The sequence below is a fragment of the Marinobacterium rhizophilum genome, from assembly GCF_024397915.1.
In the GTDB taxonomy this organism is placed as follows: Bacteria; Pseudomonadota; Gammaproteobacteria; order Pseudomonadales; family Balneatricaceae; genus Marinobacterium_A; species Marinobacterium_A rhizophilum_A.
This window is the reverse complement of sequence record NZ_CP073347.1, coordinates 236566-252812: the sequence shown is the minus strand read 5'-3', so window position 1 is coordinate 252812 and position 16247 is coordinate 236566. Positions and strand designations below refer to the sequence as shown.

Annotated in this window: 14 protein-coding genes; 4 read left to right on the top strand and 10 right to left on the bottom strand. The window is 56.4% G+C overall.

The genetic code is table 11. The features are described 5' to 3' along the window. Nucleotides 1–382 precede the first annotated feature (382 nt). The 7 genes from KDW95_RS01060 to KDW95_RS01030 form a co-directional block, all read right to left on the bottom strand. Nucleotides 383–766, bottom strand: a complete 384-nt coding sequence (locus KDW95_RS01060; RefSeq protein ID WP_255854370.1) for a GreA/GreB family elongation factor — start codon at nucleotides 764–766, stop codon at nucleotides 383–385. A gap of 663 nt (nucleotides 767–1429) precedes the next feature. After that, nucleotides 1430–2107, bottom strand: a complete 678-nt coding sequence (locus KDW95_RS01055) for an aspartate/glutamate racemase family protein (protein ID WP_255854369.1) — start codon at nucleotides 2105–2107, stop codon at nucleotides 1430–1432. A gap of 23 nt (nucleotides 2108–2130) precedes the next feature. Then, nucleotides 2131–3429, bottom strand: a complete 1299-nt coding sequence (locus KDW95_RS01050) for a TRAP transporter large permease (protein WP_255854368.1) — start codon at nucleotides 3427–3429, stop codon at nucleotides 2131–2133. 9 nt (nucleotides 3430–3438) lie between these two features. After that, nucleotides 3439–3993: a TRAP transporter small permease subunit gene (locus KDW95_RS01045; protein ID WP_255854367.1), complete on the bottom strand. Its 555-nt coding sequence runs from the start codon at nucleotides 3991–3993 to the stop codon at nucleotides 3439–3441. 121 nt (nucleotides 3994–4114) lie between these two features. After that, nucleotides 4115–5143, bottom strand: coding sequence for a TRAP transporter substrate-binding protein (locus KDW95_RS01040; RefSeq protein ID WP_255854366.1), 1029 nt, complete (start codon nucleotides 5141–5143; stop codon nucleotides 4115–4117). A gap of 359 nt (nucleotides 5144–5502) precedes the next feature. After that, complete coding sequence (locus KDW95_RS01035) at nucleotides 5503–6345, bottom strand: MurR/RpiR family transcriptional regulator (RefSeq protein WP_255854365.1); 843 nt, start codon at nucleotides 6343–6345, stop codon at nucleotides 5503–5505. Between the two features lie 471 nt (nucleotides 6346–6816). Then, entirely contained in the window at nucleotides 6817–8010 is a 1194-nt protein-coding gene (locus KDW95_RS01030; protein ID WP_255854364.1) for an MFS transporter, read from the bottom strand. A gap of 337 nt (nucleotides 8011–8347) precedes the next feature. Here KDW95_RS01030 and KDW95_RS01025 point away from each other — a divergent pair, with 337 nt between their 5' ends. Together KDW95_RS01025 and KDW95_RS01020 are read left to right on the top strand one after the other, a co-directional pair. Beyond that, nucleotides 8348–9538, top strand: coding sequence for an acetyl-CoA C-acyltransferase family protein (locus tag KDW95_RS01025; RefSeq protein WP_255854363.1), 1191 nt, complete (start codon nucleotides 8348–8350; stop codon nucleotides 9536–9538). A 66-nt stretch (nucleotides 9539–9604) separates the two neighbouring features. Beyond that, nucleotides 9605–9739 carry a hypothetical protein gene (locus KDW95_RS01020; protein WP_255854361.1) on the top strand — a complete coding sequence of 45 codons (135 nt, stop codon included), beginning with the start codon at nucleotides 9605–9607 and terminating at the stop codon, nucleotides 9737–9739. Nucleotides 9740–10217: 478 nt separating this feature from the next. Here KDW95_RS01020 and KDW95_RS01015 read toward each other — a convergent pair whose 3' ends face one another. Together KDW95_RS01015 and KDW95_RS01010 are read right to left on the bottom strand one after the other, a co-directional pair. Continuing rightward, nucleotides 10218–11534, bottom strand: a complete 1317-nt coding sequence (locus tag KDW95_RS01015) for an aminotransferase class III-fold pyridoxal phosphate-dependent enzyme (RefSeq protein ID WP_255854360.1) — start codon at nucleotides 11532–11534, stop codon at nucleotides 10218–10220. Between the two features lie 140 nt (nucleotides 11535–11674). Beyond that, the gene (locus tag KDW95_RS01010) at nucleotides 11675–13123 is read right to left on the bottom strand and encodes an NAD-dependent succinate-semialdehyde dehydrogenase (RefSeq protein WP_255854359.1); all 1449 of its coding nucleotides are present in this window, start codon (nucleotides 13121–13123) and stop codon (nucleotides 11675–11677) included. 138 nt (nucleotides 13124–13261) lie between these two features. On the opposite strand from KDW95_RS01010, the gene KDW95_RS01005 reads away from it, so the two are divergent. Beyond that, the gene (locus KDW95_RS01005; protein ID WP_255854358.1) at nucleotides 13262–14194 is read left to right on the top strand and encodes a LysR family transcriptional regulator; all 933 of its coding nucleotides are present in this window, start codon (nucleotides 13262–13264) and stop codon (nucleotides 14192–14194) included. 90 nt (nucleotides 14195–14284) lie between these two features. On the opposite strand, the gene csiR is transcribed toward KDW95_RS01005, so the two are convergent. Beyond that, nucleotides 14285–14977, bottom strand: a complete 693-nt coding sequence (gene csiR / locus KDW95_RS01000; protein WP_370646692.1) for a DNA-binding transcriptional regulator CsiR — start codon at nucleotides 14975–14977, stop codon at nucleotides 14285–14287. Nucleotides 14978–15229: 252 nt separating this feature from the next. Here csiR and glaH point away from each other — a divergent pair, with 252 nt between their 5' ends. After that, the gene (gene glaH / locus KDW95_RS00995) at nucleotides 15230–16135 is read left to right on the top strand and encodes a glutarate dioxygenase GlaH (RefSeq protein ID WP_255854355.1); all 906 of its coding nucleotides are present in this window, start codon (nucleotides 15230–15232) and stop codon (nucleotides 16133–16135) included. The last annotated feature ends 112 nt before the right edge of the window (nucleotides 16136–16247 follow it).

Below are 16247 nucleotides of genomic sequence, written 5' to 3'. Positions count from 1 at the left end.
TGTCGGCCCCGCTGTAGCAAAGAATACAGCGGGGTCTTTACGGCTCAGGATCGGTAATTGGGATAAGGTGTGCCGGCTTAAAACCGGTTACACCCGCACCAAGTCGAACCTGCCTCCCCGATGACTGGAACAGACCCAGATCCGGGAAATAAAAGTTAAACTTTAGGCCCCCTCTTTTTTCTTGTCACGCTTCTCGCGACGCTTTTCCTTTAGCGACTTGGCTGCCTGTTTTTTGTCTTTTCCCTTGGCCATTTCGGTTTCTCCGTTAATTTAAAACATAGAACCTATCGACTGCACAAAAATCGCCCGTCGAAAACACGCCATATATTTACAAGGAGAGATGCACAAGGCATCAGAAAGTTTTCAAAGCCGTATCCTCCACTCATTCATTCAGAATTGAAAGCAGTTCGAAATCAAGTACTGAGCCGAAGTATTCAACCTTGCAGGTTTCTCCGGGCAACCTGCCGAGCAGGGCTGATCCCAATGGGGACAGTACCGATATTCGGTGCAAGGATGGAGCAGCCTGTGCAGGATTTACCAGCATCAGCGTGGATTTCTCCCCGGTTTGCAGCAGTTTCACCAAAACGCTGGAGCCCGGGCGCACAGACGCCAACGGCCCCGAGTGGCTGCGGCGACACTGTTCAAGTTTGCTGAAAACAAGCAATAGATTAAGAGGGCTCGTATAACTGAAGCCTTCTTCGGCAAGAAAATAATAACTTAAACGTTCTGAGATACGTTTAAAAGACACAGGAGCACGACAGTTCACACTCAACCCTCCGAAATGATAAGCACTGCATATCAGCCGGAGAGCGTGTCACTCTCCGGCTTAAGTCAGGAAGGCTACAGTTTTCGCAGAGGAAAAATACATATCGAGCATCGCCAAACATATGAATATTTAAGATGAATCATACCGCGCAAAAAACAAAAAGCAAGCCATGTCCGGTACAGTCAGCCGAGTTAAAATCCGGGCAGTTAAGGGAGCATACGAATAAATCCCCAACCATGAGAGAATCGAGCGTCTTCCATCGCCCCGGATCTGAGGCATGAAACATGCGACTGAGTTTCGCCGACAGCAAGTACCAGCACAAGCACCACCGCATGCGCTAGCGCATTTTCGCGAAACACCTGTCTGACGACCGGGTGTTGCAACAGAGCATTGGCGGCAATTACGCAGTTTTCGGCGGGGGACTTCAGGCGCTGCTTAGAGGAGGTCGGATAGGGGGCGAGAGACTGTTTTCCAACCTGAGGTCGACTACAGCCGTCATGCAGCGACCAGATCATGAGTGATGAGTCACACAATTCGGCAAGTACCGTACTCTCGGACAGCCGCCTAGCCCCCTGCAAAAGCTGCTGGTTTCTTACCGGGGAATAACATGCGGTGCATTGTTCAAGGTGAAAAACCCTGGTTACTTTCCGTGCGCGCCCCCGGCTATCCTTTCATCAATCGCATGTGCGCCACACCCTCGGCCATTTTCACCGCCGCCACCACACCGTCGATCACGGGCAGCGAAAAAGCCTGCTCCAGTGCCGCAGCGCGACCAGTCAAACCACCGGATCCCAGCAGAATCGCCTGGGCAGCATCCTGTTCGACCGAATCCCGGATGGCCTCGGCAATCTTTCTTTCAGCCTCCTGACCGCTACCGGCTGCTGCAGCCACACCAATTCCCGCAGCCCGTACCCGGCATATGCCGCTTGCTCCGTACTGACCGAGCAATGCTTCTATGGTCGGAACCGCTGCATGCACCGTTGTCACGATGGAAAACCGTGACGCCAGGGTACGCGCCGCCGCCACCCCGGCCTCGAACATGCCGACGACAGGCGCCCCGGTCAGGGCCCGCAGGTTGTCGAGGGCAATGTCGTCGAAACATGCCAACACATAGGCATCAAACCCCTGATGCTGTTGCTCGGCAACAAGGGTCAGCAGCTGAACTTCAGCCCGGTCGCGATCATCGCGCGACTCTATCGAGAACGGCCCCTCTACCGGGTTAACCGCCACAACCTCGGTCCCGGAGGACGCAACGGCGGATGCCGCCTGCTTCATCTGCTGCGTGACAGCCGGGTTGGTATTCGGGTTGATAATCAGAATACGAATGGGTCGGATACTCATAGCTTTAGCCTCCGGCCAGATCGTCAATTGGACATCAGGTTGGGCAGCCAGAGCACCATTTGCGGCCAGACGATCAGCAACAGCGTGAACCCAAGCATCAGAAACACATAGGGAAGCGTACCCCTGATTACATCGCCGAAACTGCCTCCGTCCTTGCGGATACCCTGCACGACAAAGAGGTTCATGCCGACCGGTGGTGTGATCAGTGCGATTTCACACATCACCACGATGAAGATGCCGAACCAGACCGGATCGACACCCACGACCATCACCATCGGAACCGTGATCGGCACAGTCAGCACCAGCATCGACATCGCATCCATGAACATGCCCAGCAGCAGGTAAAAAATGACAAGGAGTAGCAGCAAGCTGAAATAGTCCAGGCCGAGCGAGGTCACCCAGCGAGTGACGAGCTGGGTCGTTCCCAGCATGGACAGGGTGACGTTCAGCAGCAATGCACAGACAATGATCAGCACGACCATACCGGTAGTCTTGGCCGCATGGCGAAAACAATGTTCCAGCAGTGTCGTATTCAGTCGTCCGGAGCGCCAGACGAAGAAGAGCGCGACCATCAGCCCCAGCGCAGCGGATTCCGTCGGCGTCGCCAAGCCGCCGTAGATACTGCCCATTACGACAGTAAAGATGGTGACGGGCGCTATCAGGTATTTCAGCAATGCCAGTTTCTCGCGCAGCGGAATATCCGCAGCCGCGGTATCCTTGCCCGCTGAGCGGTGGGCAAAAAATATGTAAAGCGAAAACAGCAGCGTCAACATCAGCCCCGGGATGACACCCGCGACAAACAGCTGTCCAACCGAAACATTGGCCAGTGAGCCATAGACCAGAAGGTTAACGCTGGGCGGAATCAGTATACCCAGGGTTCCGCCTGCGGCCAGCGACCCGAGTGAAGCGGCCACAGGATAGTTACGTTCTGTCAGCGCCGGCAGGGCTATGGTGCCGACTGTGGCGGCGGTGGCAACAGACGAACCCGATGTCGCCGAAAACAGCGCACTGGTACCGATATTGGTATGCAGAAGCCCACCCGGCAGACGCCCCAGCCAAACCGCCAGCGCATCGTACATTTTGTCCGCTATGCCGCCACGTAGAAGAATCTCGCCCAGCAACATGAAGAGCGGTATCGCAGTCATGACAGAGTTGTTCAGCGTGCCCCAGACAACACTGCCCATCATGTTAACCAATGGCATGCCGTAGGCCATATAGCCACCAATGGCGCCCACACCAATAATGGACACTGCAACCGGCATACTCAAAAACATCAGTGCCAGCATGGCACAGAAACCCAGTCCGATCGTTGCTATGCTCACAGCAGTCTCCTAACGATTTCCAAAGTCTTCAAGTTCCGATTCCAGTTCGTCCTCTACCGACTCGGGACTGAATTCGGAATTGAGCGCCTTCCAGTTGCCCAGGATGAGAAGCAATATTGCGCGCCCCATCAACCAAACCGCAGGCACAGCAAATACAGCCATGGCAAAGAGCCATGCCGCCTGCGGATAGATCAGCGGTGTCGCCCAAGGGGTCTGGGCAATGGAGCGATAGGTCTGAGTTAAAGTGACCGTGTCATAGGTAAAGATCAACAGGAATACCGCCAGTACGCCCAGCGACAGCGCCGCCAGCGCGTTAAGCACTGCCTGTCCTTTGGGCGGTACCTTGGCATAAAACATATTGATGCGGATATGGGACTGATCAATCAGCGTCACGGCAAAGGCGACTGGGGCGCCAATTGCGATGGCATAACCCGCAAGTTCGTCGACGCCGCCCAGCGATATCGAAAAGAGCTTACGAATAAGCGTCTCAACCGTAACCGCAACCGACAGCAAAAGCATCGTAATACCGAATATCAGGCTCGCCACCCGAGCATAAAGTTGCATAACAATCACCTCATAACACTAGAGTACCGTTCAGTGCACAGGAATCAGCATTGACCAAGTATTGCTAACGGCCAAGGCTGATCCCGGTGATCTGAAATCGTTACGGGGATGCCTGGTGGGACTATTTAAGCTGGGCACCAACGGTCGCGTTCCAGTCGGACTCGCAACTCGGGTTAACGGCATTGCACTGTTCCGCCCAGACGGGCAGAGATTTTGCGGTCAACGCTTCTTTCACAATAGCGAGGTCGGCATCGGCCACCGGCTGAAGTTTCAGCTTGTACAGCGTGCCATGCTGGCAGGCCGCATCACCTGTGTTGCAGCGAAGCGCGTCTTCATACAGTTCTTCCGAATAGCTCCAGATGTCAGCTACGAGGGTATCGATCGCGCCCTGCAGTTTCGCCTTATCCTCATCAGACAGTGAATTCCAGGTCTTCAAATTGATACCGTAACCATTGATGGCCAACTGTAGCGCCAGTGGAAGCACTGTGGTGGTCGCTTCCGGCCAGCCACCGGAATTGGCAGAAGCCGGGCCGGTGATCGCGCATTCAACCACGCCCCTGGCAAGCGCTTGCTGCACCTCGCCGAACGGCATGGGTACACCAGTGGCGCCAAAGCCCGCGACGAAATTTGCCACACTCTGATCACCAACACGAATCTTCAAACCAGCCAGATCCTTAAGTCCGGTTACTTCTGGCTTGCAGAAAATAACCTGGGGACCGGCCGGCCAGACACCCAGCAACTTGGTATTGAAATTGGATTGTAATCGCTGATCAACGGTATCAAAGAAGGCGTCGGTATGACGTTTACCTTCCTCAAACGAGGCATTCAGGCCGACGAGGTCGAAGCCCAGCAGTATCGGTTCGTCACGGCTGGCCTGCGACCCCCTGATGGATACGATGTCGAACAGCCCACCCTGCAGAACGCGCAGGGCGTCAGTATCCGGGATGCCCGCGACATCAACCGGCAAATACTGAACCGTTGCATCAAGCCCGGAGTGCTTGGCAAAGTTTTCGAAGAAAGGTTGTTCTTTTTGCTGCTGGATCAGGCCGGAACCTGCCGGCTGCCCCAAGACTTTCAAGCTCAGTGTATCGGCCTGAGCGCAGGTCATGGCAACAGAAGCGGCTAGGCCAAATAATATGCGACGCGACATGATAATACCCTTTGTTGTTGTTCTATAAAGAGGACCGTAGCCAAGGCTCGATCCCCTTCAGCAGGGTCTCGACAACAGCTGCCGTCGAGGTTGGTACCTGGCTTTAGCAAAGCACCGTTGTACAAGAACTATTTACGATAGCCCCCAAAAACACAAGGCAAAAAGAAAATATTTTTTCATGGCGACACGAAAGAAATTAAATTTCCTTTCTAATCATTGCTATAGGTGAAAGCCAGAAATCATCAAGTCTGCGCCGACCAATGGCAGAGGGGCCAAGAGCCCAATAACGCATGGCAAGCAAGCGCCCTCCTGCCCGCAAAGTCGATACAGGGCTGGTCAGGAACGGCGCGGGGAAACGTCTACAGCTCGCCGAGGCTCTCGTTGAGGTATTCGATATCCCGCAGGCGAGTGCGGCCCGAAGCGCCTGCGGTCTCGATCGCTCTTGTCACAATCAGGTGGCAGAGCGCCATCACCGCAACATGGTTGAATATCGGGCCTGGCGCCAGTGTCTGGCAACGGTAATGCCAGGTCACGTCGTTTTTCGCTGGCACTCCTTCGTCGGTGATATACAGCAGTTTAGCGCCGGTTCGGCGCAACTGATCCAGCAGCAGTTCCATGCCAGCAACGCGTCGCCGCAAGCCGAACAGAATCACCACATCGTCGGGACCAATACTGACAAGGTGCTCGCCCAGAGTCTGACCACTCGCCGGAATAGAAACAATATTTTCAATCACCTGGGTCATCTGCCATTGCAGATAGTTGGCGAAATGGTGGCTGGCCCGGAAGCCGATCACCCAAACCTTGCGCGCCTCAAGCATGGCCTTTACGACCGCGTTGACCTGGCTGTCGCTGATGGAGAGAAAGGTTTGCTCAAGATTCGCAATCCCCTGCTCCATATGTGCCGGGACGGACTGTATGCCGGCGCTCTCCGTCGAGTGCGTCAGGAAAAGTCTCGACCCGGTTTGTTTTTCTGCCCGGGCGTGGCGCCTGGCCTCTTCATAGTTTTTGTAACCGAGTCGTTTTACAAAACGTGAAACCGTGGCATTGGAGACCTGCGCCAGTGCCGCCAGCTCTGACGCCGAATAGCTGGCAAGCTCGCCCGGGAAATCACAGACAAAATCCCCCAGCCGACGCTCCGCCGGGTGCAGGGTCGGTAGGGCCTGCTGGACCCGCAACAGAAATGAGACTTTCTTCTGTGGCATCGGCATCACCGTGAAAAAATTATTTCACGAGACTATCAACGCTCCAGTATCAAAATGCAACTTTAAGGCGCCCGGGACTCGAGATCGCCTAGCACGCGCACCCAAACTTTGGCCATCCCGGCACCCAGCCCGCTATGGTGTCTTTGTGTGTGTCCAGCCCGATGTATTTGCTAAAGTTGTCCATGCCTGCCAACCTCAATTATGGCTCTGCGTTTGATGGGTCAACCTCTTCAGCGTAATCCACGCGTTCGAGGCTGGGCAGGTCAATTCATGATGTCTAGGAGCAATGCCAGCAAGGCGCTAGCGCTCCATCCGCTGCTGCAAAACACCCCTTCTGGACTCTCCTCCTCCCGCATAGCGGGACCTGAAAGCTCTATAACCCCCACATAGGCGACGTGATCAGATTACAGAGTGATAACGGATATATAGCGTATCGCTTAATCAGAGATATCGTCGCGATGGCATGACTGTTCAGGAAAGCTCAGCAGCAGGGACGGCGGCAACCGTTTGCTGCGGGGCATCTTGAATCGCCCGGCGCCCAAGATAGAGGCCAAACACGGCTGCGCCGACCGCGGCGGATACCAGCGCCAGCAACAGCAGGGACTCAAAGCCGCCTGCAACCAGGTTACCGGCCAGCGCCGGCCCCACCATGGAACTGGCCGCAAAGGCCGCCGGAATCAGCATGATGGCGCGCCCCCTTGGATCGAGCCGGGCGATCATCGCCGTCTGAAAGACGCATCCCCAGGTGAAGCCGACTTCCCATACCCAGGCTCCAAAGGCATAAGACAGAAAGCCATCGGCGCGGTACAGCAGCAGCAGTCCGATACAGATCACGCCGAACACCACCAGCTGGGGCAGACGCAGTCCCAGACGATCGCCAACGATGGCAATCACCAGGGCCGCAGCGCCGCCGAGCAGTTTCAGCACCGCGAACACGGTACCAAGCTCGGCCGGCTGCAGTTCCAGCGCGCGCCCCATACGCTCCAGAAAGGCCCAGAGCCCAATCTGGCCCACGAGAAACAGGAAAAACACGAACAGCCCGCCCCAGGCAATCGCCGGCAGTTTCAGCTGCTGCGCCAGGGACAGTTGCGGCGCCTGCGCGGTCACCCGGCTGCGCCGCGGCAGCACCAGGGCACTGAGACTGAGCAGCAGGATGATCAGGCTCAGCGTTATTGCCGCGCCGGTGTACTGGTACTGGGCAATCACGAAGGCCGGCAGGATGAAAAGCACCAGTGCCGTGATGCTCAGCTCGATGCCCTGGCGCAGCCCCAGCGCCCGCTCCTTGTTGGCCATTTCACCCATGATGCGCAGCCCCAGGCAGGTCATGAGCGCAGCAAAAAAGCCGATCAGCGCCCAGAGCGGCAGCTGCGCTGCTGCCGGCAGGCGGGATGACAGCAACAGCGCCGCAGAGGCAGCCACGGCCGCGAACACCGTCAGCAGGCGCCAGGACACCCGGTCGACGACAAACACCGCCGCCAGTGTTCCAAGAAAAAACCCGGCAAAGCAGGCGGAGCCGAGAAAGCCGGCCTGCTGGGCGCTAAAGCCGAAACTGTCGGTCAGGGCGCCCAGCAGAATGGGCAGCGAGTTGAACGGCAGCCCGCCGATGGTGGACGCGAAACTCGCCGCGAGCATCAGCGTCAGTGTCTGTCGACCCGTCATTGTCATTGTTATTCTCCGGCTGTCGGAATCATCGAAATATCTGGCACGCCCGGCGAGCGGGTACTGGGAATCATTCTACGGAGACGGAATATAGCGACATCCCGCGTTCGGACTAGCTGGTCAGAGTGACAGCGCAGGCCAATGCCAGAGGTCGGATAAAAGGCCGGCACGAACAGCTAGACCCAGCGATTTGTTCACCCGAACCCAGGCACCAAACTGACTGAACAGATGGACGATGTCAGAGCCATTCAAAGCTGCGAACCTCCACCAATGCAGGGCTTGCTTTGCAACTGCCAGGCGCCTGCAGTGCCAGCCCTGCCAACTGACTACGGAGATTCGAACCATGATTCATAATGTCGTTGTTTTGAGCGCGACCCGTTCCGGCATTGGCACCTTTGGTGGCGGCCTCAGCCAGATCGAGCCTGCGGAACTGGCAGGCCAGGTAATGAAGGCCGCGGTGGATCGCTCCCAAGTGGACCCGCAGCAGATCAACTATGTGACCGCGGGCCACTGCATTCCCACCGACTCGCGCTTTGCCTATGTGGCCCGAGTCGCTTCGATCCAGGCCGGCCTGCCGATGGAATCCGTCGCCATGGCGGTGAACCGCCTGTGCAGCTCGGGCCTGCAGGCCATCGTCTCCACCGCCCAGTCGATCATGCTGGGTGACTGCGACTACGGCATCGGCGGCGGCGTGGAAGTCATGTCCCGCGCAGGCTACCTGTCGCCGGCCATGCGCTCCGGCGCCCGCATGGGCGATACAGCCATGATCGACATGATGGTGGCGACCCTTAACGACCCCTTCGGCGTCGGTCATATGGGCATTACCGCCGAAAACCTGGCGGAAAAATGGAACCTGAGCCGTGAAGACCAGGATGCTGTGGCCGTGGAATCCCACCGCCGGGCGGCACTGGCCATCGAGGAAGGCCGCTTTAAATCCCAGATCACGCCGATCATTCTGAAGACCCGCAAGGGCGACATCAGCTTCGAGAGCGACGAGCACGTCAAGCCCGGCACCAGTATGGATACCCTGGCCAAAATGCGCCCGGCGTTCAAGAAGGACGGCAGCGTCACCGCCGGCAATGCCTCAGGCCTCAACGATGGCGCCGCCTTCATGGTGCTGGCCAACGCCGAGGCCGCCGCCAAAGCCGGCCAGGCCCCGCTGGCCCGGCTGGTGTCCTACGCCGTGGCCGGTGTGCCAAACCACATCATGGGGGAAGGCCCGATTCCGGCGTCCCTGCTGGCGCTGAAAAAGGCCGGCCTGGCCCTCAGCCAGATGGATGTGATCGAATCCAACGAAGCCTTCGCCGCCCAGGCCCTGGCCGTGGCCAAAGGGCTGGAACTGGACCCGGCCAAGACCAACCCCAACGGCGGCGCCATTGCGCTGGGCCATCCCATCGGCTGTTCGGGTGCCTTTATCGCCACCAAGGCGATCTACGAGCTGCACCGCAGCAACGGCAAGTACGCCCTGGTCACCATGTGCATCGGCGGAGGCCAGGGGATCGCGGTGATTTTCGAGCGGCTCTGGTGCAATTGAGATCCTGACAACCGGGCTCTTGCAGATTATGAAATTCTGCCGGAGCCCTGCGACTCTACCCATCCGTTGTTCCGACCGCTCACCCTTTCCATCGCCACCAAAGCGATCTACGAGCTGCACCGCACCAGCGGAAAACATGCCCTGGTGACCCTGTGCATCGGTGGCGGTCAGGGGATCGCGGTGATATTCGAGCGCCTCTGATCAAAACGACCTAGATGTTGACCGGGCATATCGAAGTTTACACATAAAAATTTCGTGCTTCAAAAGCGCCGTTATGAATCAGGCATCAAGAACCAAGTCAATATCCTTGCGACAAACCACAAGTAAAACTACAAATAATTATTCCTATATTATTTATATTCCAAACTTTCCTGCTTTATTAGCCCGGCGGGTTAATACATGAAATAGGGATGTTTAATCATTGGCCGCAGGCCAATGCGAACCCCACGAAAACCAGCATATCCACGCACTTTCGCCTATTTTATGGGGTGACTGGAAAACAGGGGGGATTTATTTTCCAGCCAGGTTAATAATTGGTTTATAACTCTGGGGCAGACCCACCACCGACCTACTGCGCAGAAGAAGCATTTTCTTCTGCGCTAAGAAAGAAGTATTAATCAACCCCTTGTTACTTTTCTTTCATCTCTTCTTCATACACTTCGTAGTGCAACTTTCCGGCTCAGAACAGTTCGGCGGCGGTCTTACGGATCGCCTCCACCAACTGATCGATATGCTGTTTCTCGATGGTCAACGGCGGCGAGAAAGCGATACTGTTGCCCACCGCCCGAATCATTACGCCGTTGTCGTAGCAGGCGCCCTGGAAGGCCGCGCCGACCGGCTTGTCGCCGAAGGCCCCTTCCGCAAACTGTACTGCACCGATCAGGCCGTAGTTGCGCACATCCACCACCTGCTCAATATCCCGCAACGAATGCAGCGACTGCTGCCAGTACTGACCAATCTCGCCCGAGGCTCGCGTTAACAGACCTTCACGCTCGTAGATATCAAGGGTGGCAAGCCCCGCCGCACAGGCGACCGGGTTACCCGAGTAGGTGTAGCCGTGATAGAACTCGACGGCGCCAGCGGGTGCACTTTCCATGATGCGGTCGTGAATGGCATCGTCGACGAACACGGCGCCCAGCGGCACGATACCGTTGGTGATGCCCTTGGCCGAGACGATCATGTCGGGCACCACGTCGAATTCGGTGGCTGCAAAGGCGGATCCCAGTCGACCCCAGCCCGTGATAACCTCATCAAAAATCAGCAGGATATCGTGCTGCGTACAAAGTTCGCGCAGCCGTTTCAGGTAGCCGGCCGGCGGCAGGATAACGCCACCTGCACCGCTAATCGGTTCCACTATCACCGCAGCGATACTACTGGCATCGTGCAACCGGATCAGCTCCTCCAGCGCATCGGCTTTTTCCAGCTCGTGCGCCGGCAATCCCTTGCTGAAGGCATTCCGGGTCAAATCCAGCGTATGTGGCAGATGATCGACCGGCAGCAGAGGCCCGAATCCCTTGCGATTCGCCGTCAGTCCCCCGACCGATATGCCGCCAAAGTTAACCCCGTGGTACGCCAATTCCCGGCCAATCAGCTTATACTTGCCAGCCTTACCGCGGGCCACCTGGTAGGCCAGCGCAATTTTCAGTGCGCTTTCAACAGCCTCGGAACCTGAGTTGGCAAAAAAGACCTTGTTCAGGTTTCCCGGCGTATGCTGAATCAGACGCTCGGCAAACTCAAAACCGATATCATGCCCAAAACTGAACGGCGAGGTGTAATCAAGCTCAAGCGCCTGGCGGCCAATTGCCTCGGCGATTTCGGTGCGGCTATGACCGGCGTTGACACACCAAAGGCCGGCGGTCGCATCCAGGATCTGGCGCCCTTCATCTGTATAACAGTAAACGCCCTCTGTTTTTTCGATAATACGCGGCTTCGCTTTAAAAGACCGGTTCGACGTAAAGGGCATCCAAAAAGCGTCTAGGCTTTTATACTTTTTCATCTAAAAAACCCCGAATAGAGTGATCAAAAGGAACAGACATAACCTGAACGCTATGCCAACTGAATAAAATGAAAAATAACGCATCGCCAACTAAGGTTTTGCCGCTATTAAATCAATTCCCAACCAGCGTCCACAAAAAGTCAGATGCCGCCCATGCAGATATATTTCAGCTCTAAATAGTCATCAATCCCGTGACGTGAGCCCTCACGTCCGAGTCCGGATTCCTTAACGCCACCGAAAGGAGTTAGCTCATTGGAAATCATGCCTTCATTGACCCCCACCATACCGAACTCCAGCCCTTCGGATACCCGCCAGACGCGCCCTATATCGCGACTGTAGACATAGGCCGCTAGGCCGTAGGGAGTGGCATTAGCGCGTGCGATCACCTCCTCTTCGCTGTCAAAACGAAATACCGTGGACACCGGACCGAATAGCTCGGCATGAGCGATTTCCATCGATTCGTCCACATCCGTCAGTAGTGTGGGCTGATAAAAACGCGGTCCCTGCAATGCTGGGTGACCGCCACTGTTCAGCACAGCCCCCTGTTCCAACGCCTGGCGCACCAAGCCATCGATTTTGGCCACCGCCGAGTCGTTGATCAACGGGCCGATATCGGTACTATCATCGCTGCCGGCACCAAGGCGAAGCTTTTCCACTTCCTGCTTATAACGGGCGACAAAGCGCTCATATAGTCCGGACTGCACATAGATCCGGTTGGTGCAAATACAGGTCTGGCCGGCATTGCGGTATTTGGACACCAGGGCACCGGCGACTGCCGACTCCAGATCGGCATCATCAAACACGATAAAGGGTGCATTACCGCCGAGCTCCATTGAGGCCTTCTTGACCGTTTGCGCCGCCAAACCGAGGATGACCTTGCCTACAGGGGTCGAACCGGTGAACGAAACCTTACGCACAACCGGATGGGTACAGAGCTCCCGTCCAACGTCGACCGGGCGCGCAGTCGTGACGACGTTGATCACGCCCGCCGGGATGCCCGCCTCTTCCGCCAGCGCCGCCAACGCCAAGGCACAGAGTGGTGTATCTTCCGCGGGCTTGATGACAATGGTACAGCCGGCGGCGATGGCCGGCGCCGCCTTGCGGGCAATCATCGAGATTGGGAAGTTCCAGGGGGTGATTGCCGCGACTACTCCAATCGGCTGCTTGATCGTCAACAAGCGGGTGCGAGGGCTATTGGACGGAATGTTCTCACCATAAGTCCGTTTGGCCTCTTCGGCATACCACTCGAAGAATGAGGCGGCCGAGAGAACCTCGCCCTTAGCTTCGCGCAGCGGTTTACCTTGCTCTAGCGTCAGCAGCCGGGCCAGTTCATCAACGTGCTCGACGATCAGGCCATGCCAACGCCTTAGCAACGCCGCCCGGGCACTGGCAGTGGTATGTTTCCAACTAGCAAAGGCCACATTAGCCGCGTCAATTGCCGCTCGGGCCGACGCGACGCCCAGATCCGGTACGTTAGCGATGAGCTTACCGTCTGCCGGGTTAATCACCGCCATGACTGCACCGTCGTCCGCCGTTACCCAGGCACCGTTAATATAGGCCGCTTCTCGTTTCAGATTGCTGTAATGCATTGTTATGCTATCCGAAGTCGCTTAACATGAATTTTTGCGCATCGTTAATATATGCACCCTGTCATTCGCCCAATACTAGCAATCGCCAGCAACACAACAGATGATGGTCTCTTAATGTTTAGTTTTAAAAAGTAACTCATGAGTCAGAAGAACTACTCACTCGGGCAGGTCGGCGACTTTGAAATTAAACAGCTGCGGATATTCAAGGCAGTGGTCGACAACGGTGGTTTTTCCGCCGCCGAAACTGAGCTCAACATCAGTCGCTCGACGGTCAGCATCCATATCTCCAATCTTGAAGCGCGTCTTAATCTGACACTATGCCGACGCGGGCGCGGCGGTTTTGCGTTGACCCAAGAGGGGCAGGTGATCTACGAAATGACCAACAAACTGCTCGATTCTCTCGAGCAGTTCCGCGATGTTGCCAATGAGATGAGTCACAACCCGGCAGGGGAACTGCGCATCGTAGTCAGCGATGGCATCAGCCTGGACCCCCGCTGCCGATTCCCGGAAATGATCAGCCGCTTCTGCGACCTGGCACCGGATATGACGCTGCACAGCGAAGTCGCCGCGATGGCCAATATCGAACGCATAGTGTTGAACGATGAAGCTAATGTGGGTCTGACCCCCTATCACCGCAGGCTTGACGGCCTGAACTATATCCCTCTGTACAGCGATATCTGCCGGCTCTATTGTAGCCAGACTCATCCCCTGTTGGGGCTGACCGATGACGAGCTCACCGATGAAATGATTGACGGTTTGACGGCTATACAGCCAGGTCTGAAGCTCCACGAGGAGGCTAGTCAACAGCTTTGCGCCATGAGCCTGAAGGCGACGGCCTACTTCTACGAAACCCGACTTGCGATGATTTTGTCCGGCAAGTTCATCGCCTTCCTACCGGAAGCTTATGCCGAGCCCTATGTACAGAGCGGGCAGCTGAAGCGGCTCGGGGGTGATGACCGCTTCTACACCCTCGGGATCGCAGCCATTACCAAGAAAAGCGCACAGCCGAACAGACCCACCGCGCTCTTCTTGAACGTCATCCACGAGCTCAGTGGCCAGTCGGTCAGTTGATAAGTCTCGATCAGGGTACTCAGGTGGTTCAGAACTGTTCAGGCTACGGTAGCCATAGTGTCCGGGGCCTTCCTGCCAAAATACGCAGAGCTATTCCTTTGCAAGCTTCGCCTCGCGCACGATCGCGGTGATGATCGGCACCGGTGTCAGCAAATGATCCAACATCAGGGTTCCTGCTCGCTGCGCATCGCGCTCAAGCAGCGCCTCTACGATCGCTGCATGTTCCAGACGCTTTTTTGCCAGTGCTGCAGTGGAAAAGACCGTCTGGCGTAACCAAAGCTGTCTATAGCGTTCAGCCTGATCCATTAGGGTCGCGCGCACTTCAAGCAGCTTCGACGAGCCGCAGCCCCGAGCGATGGCGGTATGAAATTCCTTATGTCGTTTGTCCCAGAGATTCATCATCTCATCGGTACTGTGGAGTTCTGCAACACTGGCCAGAGTGTGGGCCTTGCCGATTACCTCGGCCTCCCAGTGTTCATCTCCGCGCTCAACGGCCAAACGTACAATCATTGCCTCGAGATGGGCTCGTGCATCGTAGATGTCGTTCAGCTCCCGCAGTGACATTTCCGCCACCCGGAAGCCCCTCTGACTGGCCGCCGTGACCATACGTTCGGCTACAAGTTGCGATAGCGCCTCGCGCATAGGCCCCCCACCGATCTGATAGCGCTCCTTCAGGTGACTCATGAGCAGTTTGTCGCCTGGCCGAAACAGCCCATTCGTAATGTCTCGCTTGAGCAGCCCGTACGCAATCACCGCCTGATTCTGTCGTTCAGCTTCCATCATCATCGCTTGTCACAAAGTCCGGATCAGTTCATGGCAAGCCGATTATACCTACTGAATCCGCTTGATAGAAAGAATGTATTCATATATTTTGTTGACGAAATTTAAAAATGTAGATATTTTTAAAAAACGAGTACATTACCACCTAAACCGACCACTTAACATTTCGAGGTTGCCACCATGACTCAAGCTGCTGCCGCCCAACACACCGCTAACCGGAACAGAACGACTGATTATCAGGGCTTTACCCTCAGAGTGAGTGACTATTCCAAGCGCCTGCTGTCGCTGGATTTCTCCGCCGACACTATCAGCCGATTCGTTGACGCCATGGCCGAATACCCGGTGCAGGCGCTGGAGTACAAGTCTTTCCTGCGTTTTCGGGCCGGCCAGATTCTGGACGACCTCTGCGGCAACCAGCTCCAGCCTCTGCTGATTGAGACTCTAGCCGACCGTGCCACCGGTGCCCTACTGATTAATCCGCAGGGGCTGGAACGCGTGGAGCAGGCGGAGGAGATGGTCAAGCTCACCACGGCGGTCGCGCACCTGTTCGGACGCTCCAACCTCGATGCAATGAGCGGACAGTATTACGCTCGCTTCGTCGTGCAAAATGTGGACAACTCCGATAGCTACCTGCGCCAGCCGCATAGAGTCATGGAACTGCACAATGACGGTACCTACGTTGAGCAGGATACCGACTACGTGATGATGCTGAAGATCGACGAACAGAACATGGACGGCGGAAACTCCCTGCTGCTGCACCTTGACGACTGGGAACATCTGGAGCGCTTCAACACCGACCCCATGGCACACAGGGTCATGCGTTGGGCAGCACCACCGAGCAAGAATACCCGCAAGGACGTTTTCCATCCGGTGTTCGATGTCGACAACCTGGGTCGGCCGATCATGTCCTATATTGATCAGTTCGTGCAGCCGAAAGACTTCGCAGAAGGCACCTGGCTGGCCGATCTGTCCGATGCCCTGGAAGGCAGCACACACAAACTGTCCATTCCGGTACCAGTTGGCAGCTTTCTGCTGATGAACAACCATTGCTGGCTGCACGGCCGGGACAAGTTCACGCCGCACGATGGGCTGCGTCGCGAATTGATGCGTCAACGCGGCTACTTCACCCACGCCAAGGTCCTGCGCAACCCGGGCCAGTAAGCGAACGTCTGAACAGGGCAAACGTGAGCCGCCAACGGCGTTGACTATTGCCCTGCAATCTAAGCGGTCCAGCCCGTGATTGACTTTGGCCGGGCTGCATCAACCTCCTGGC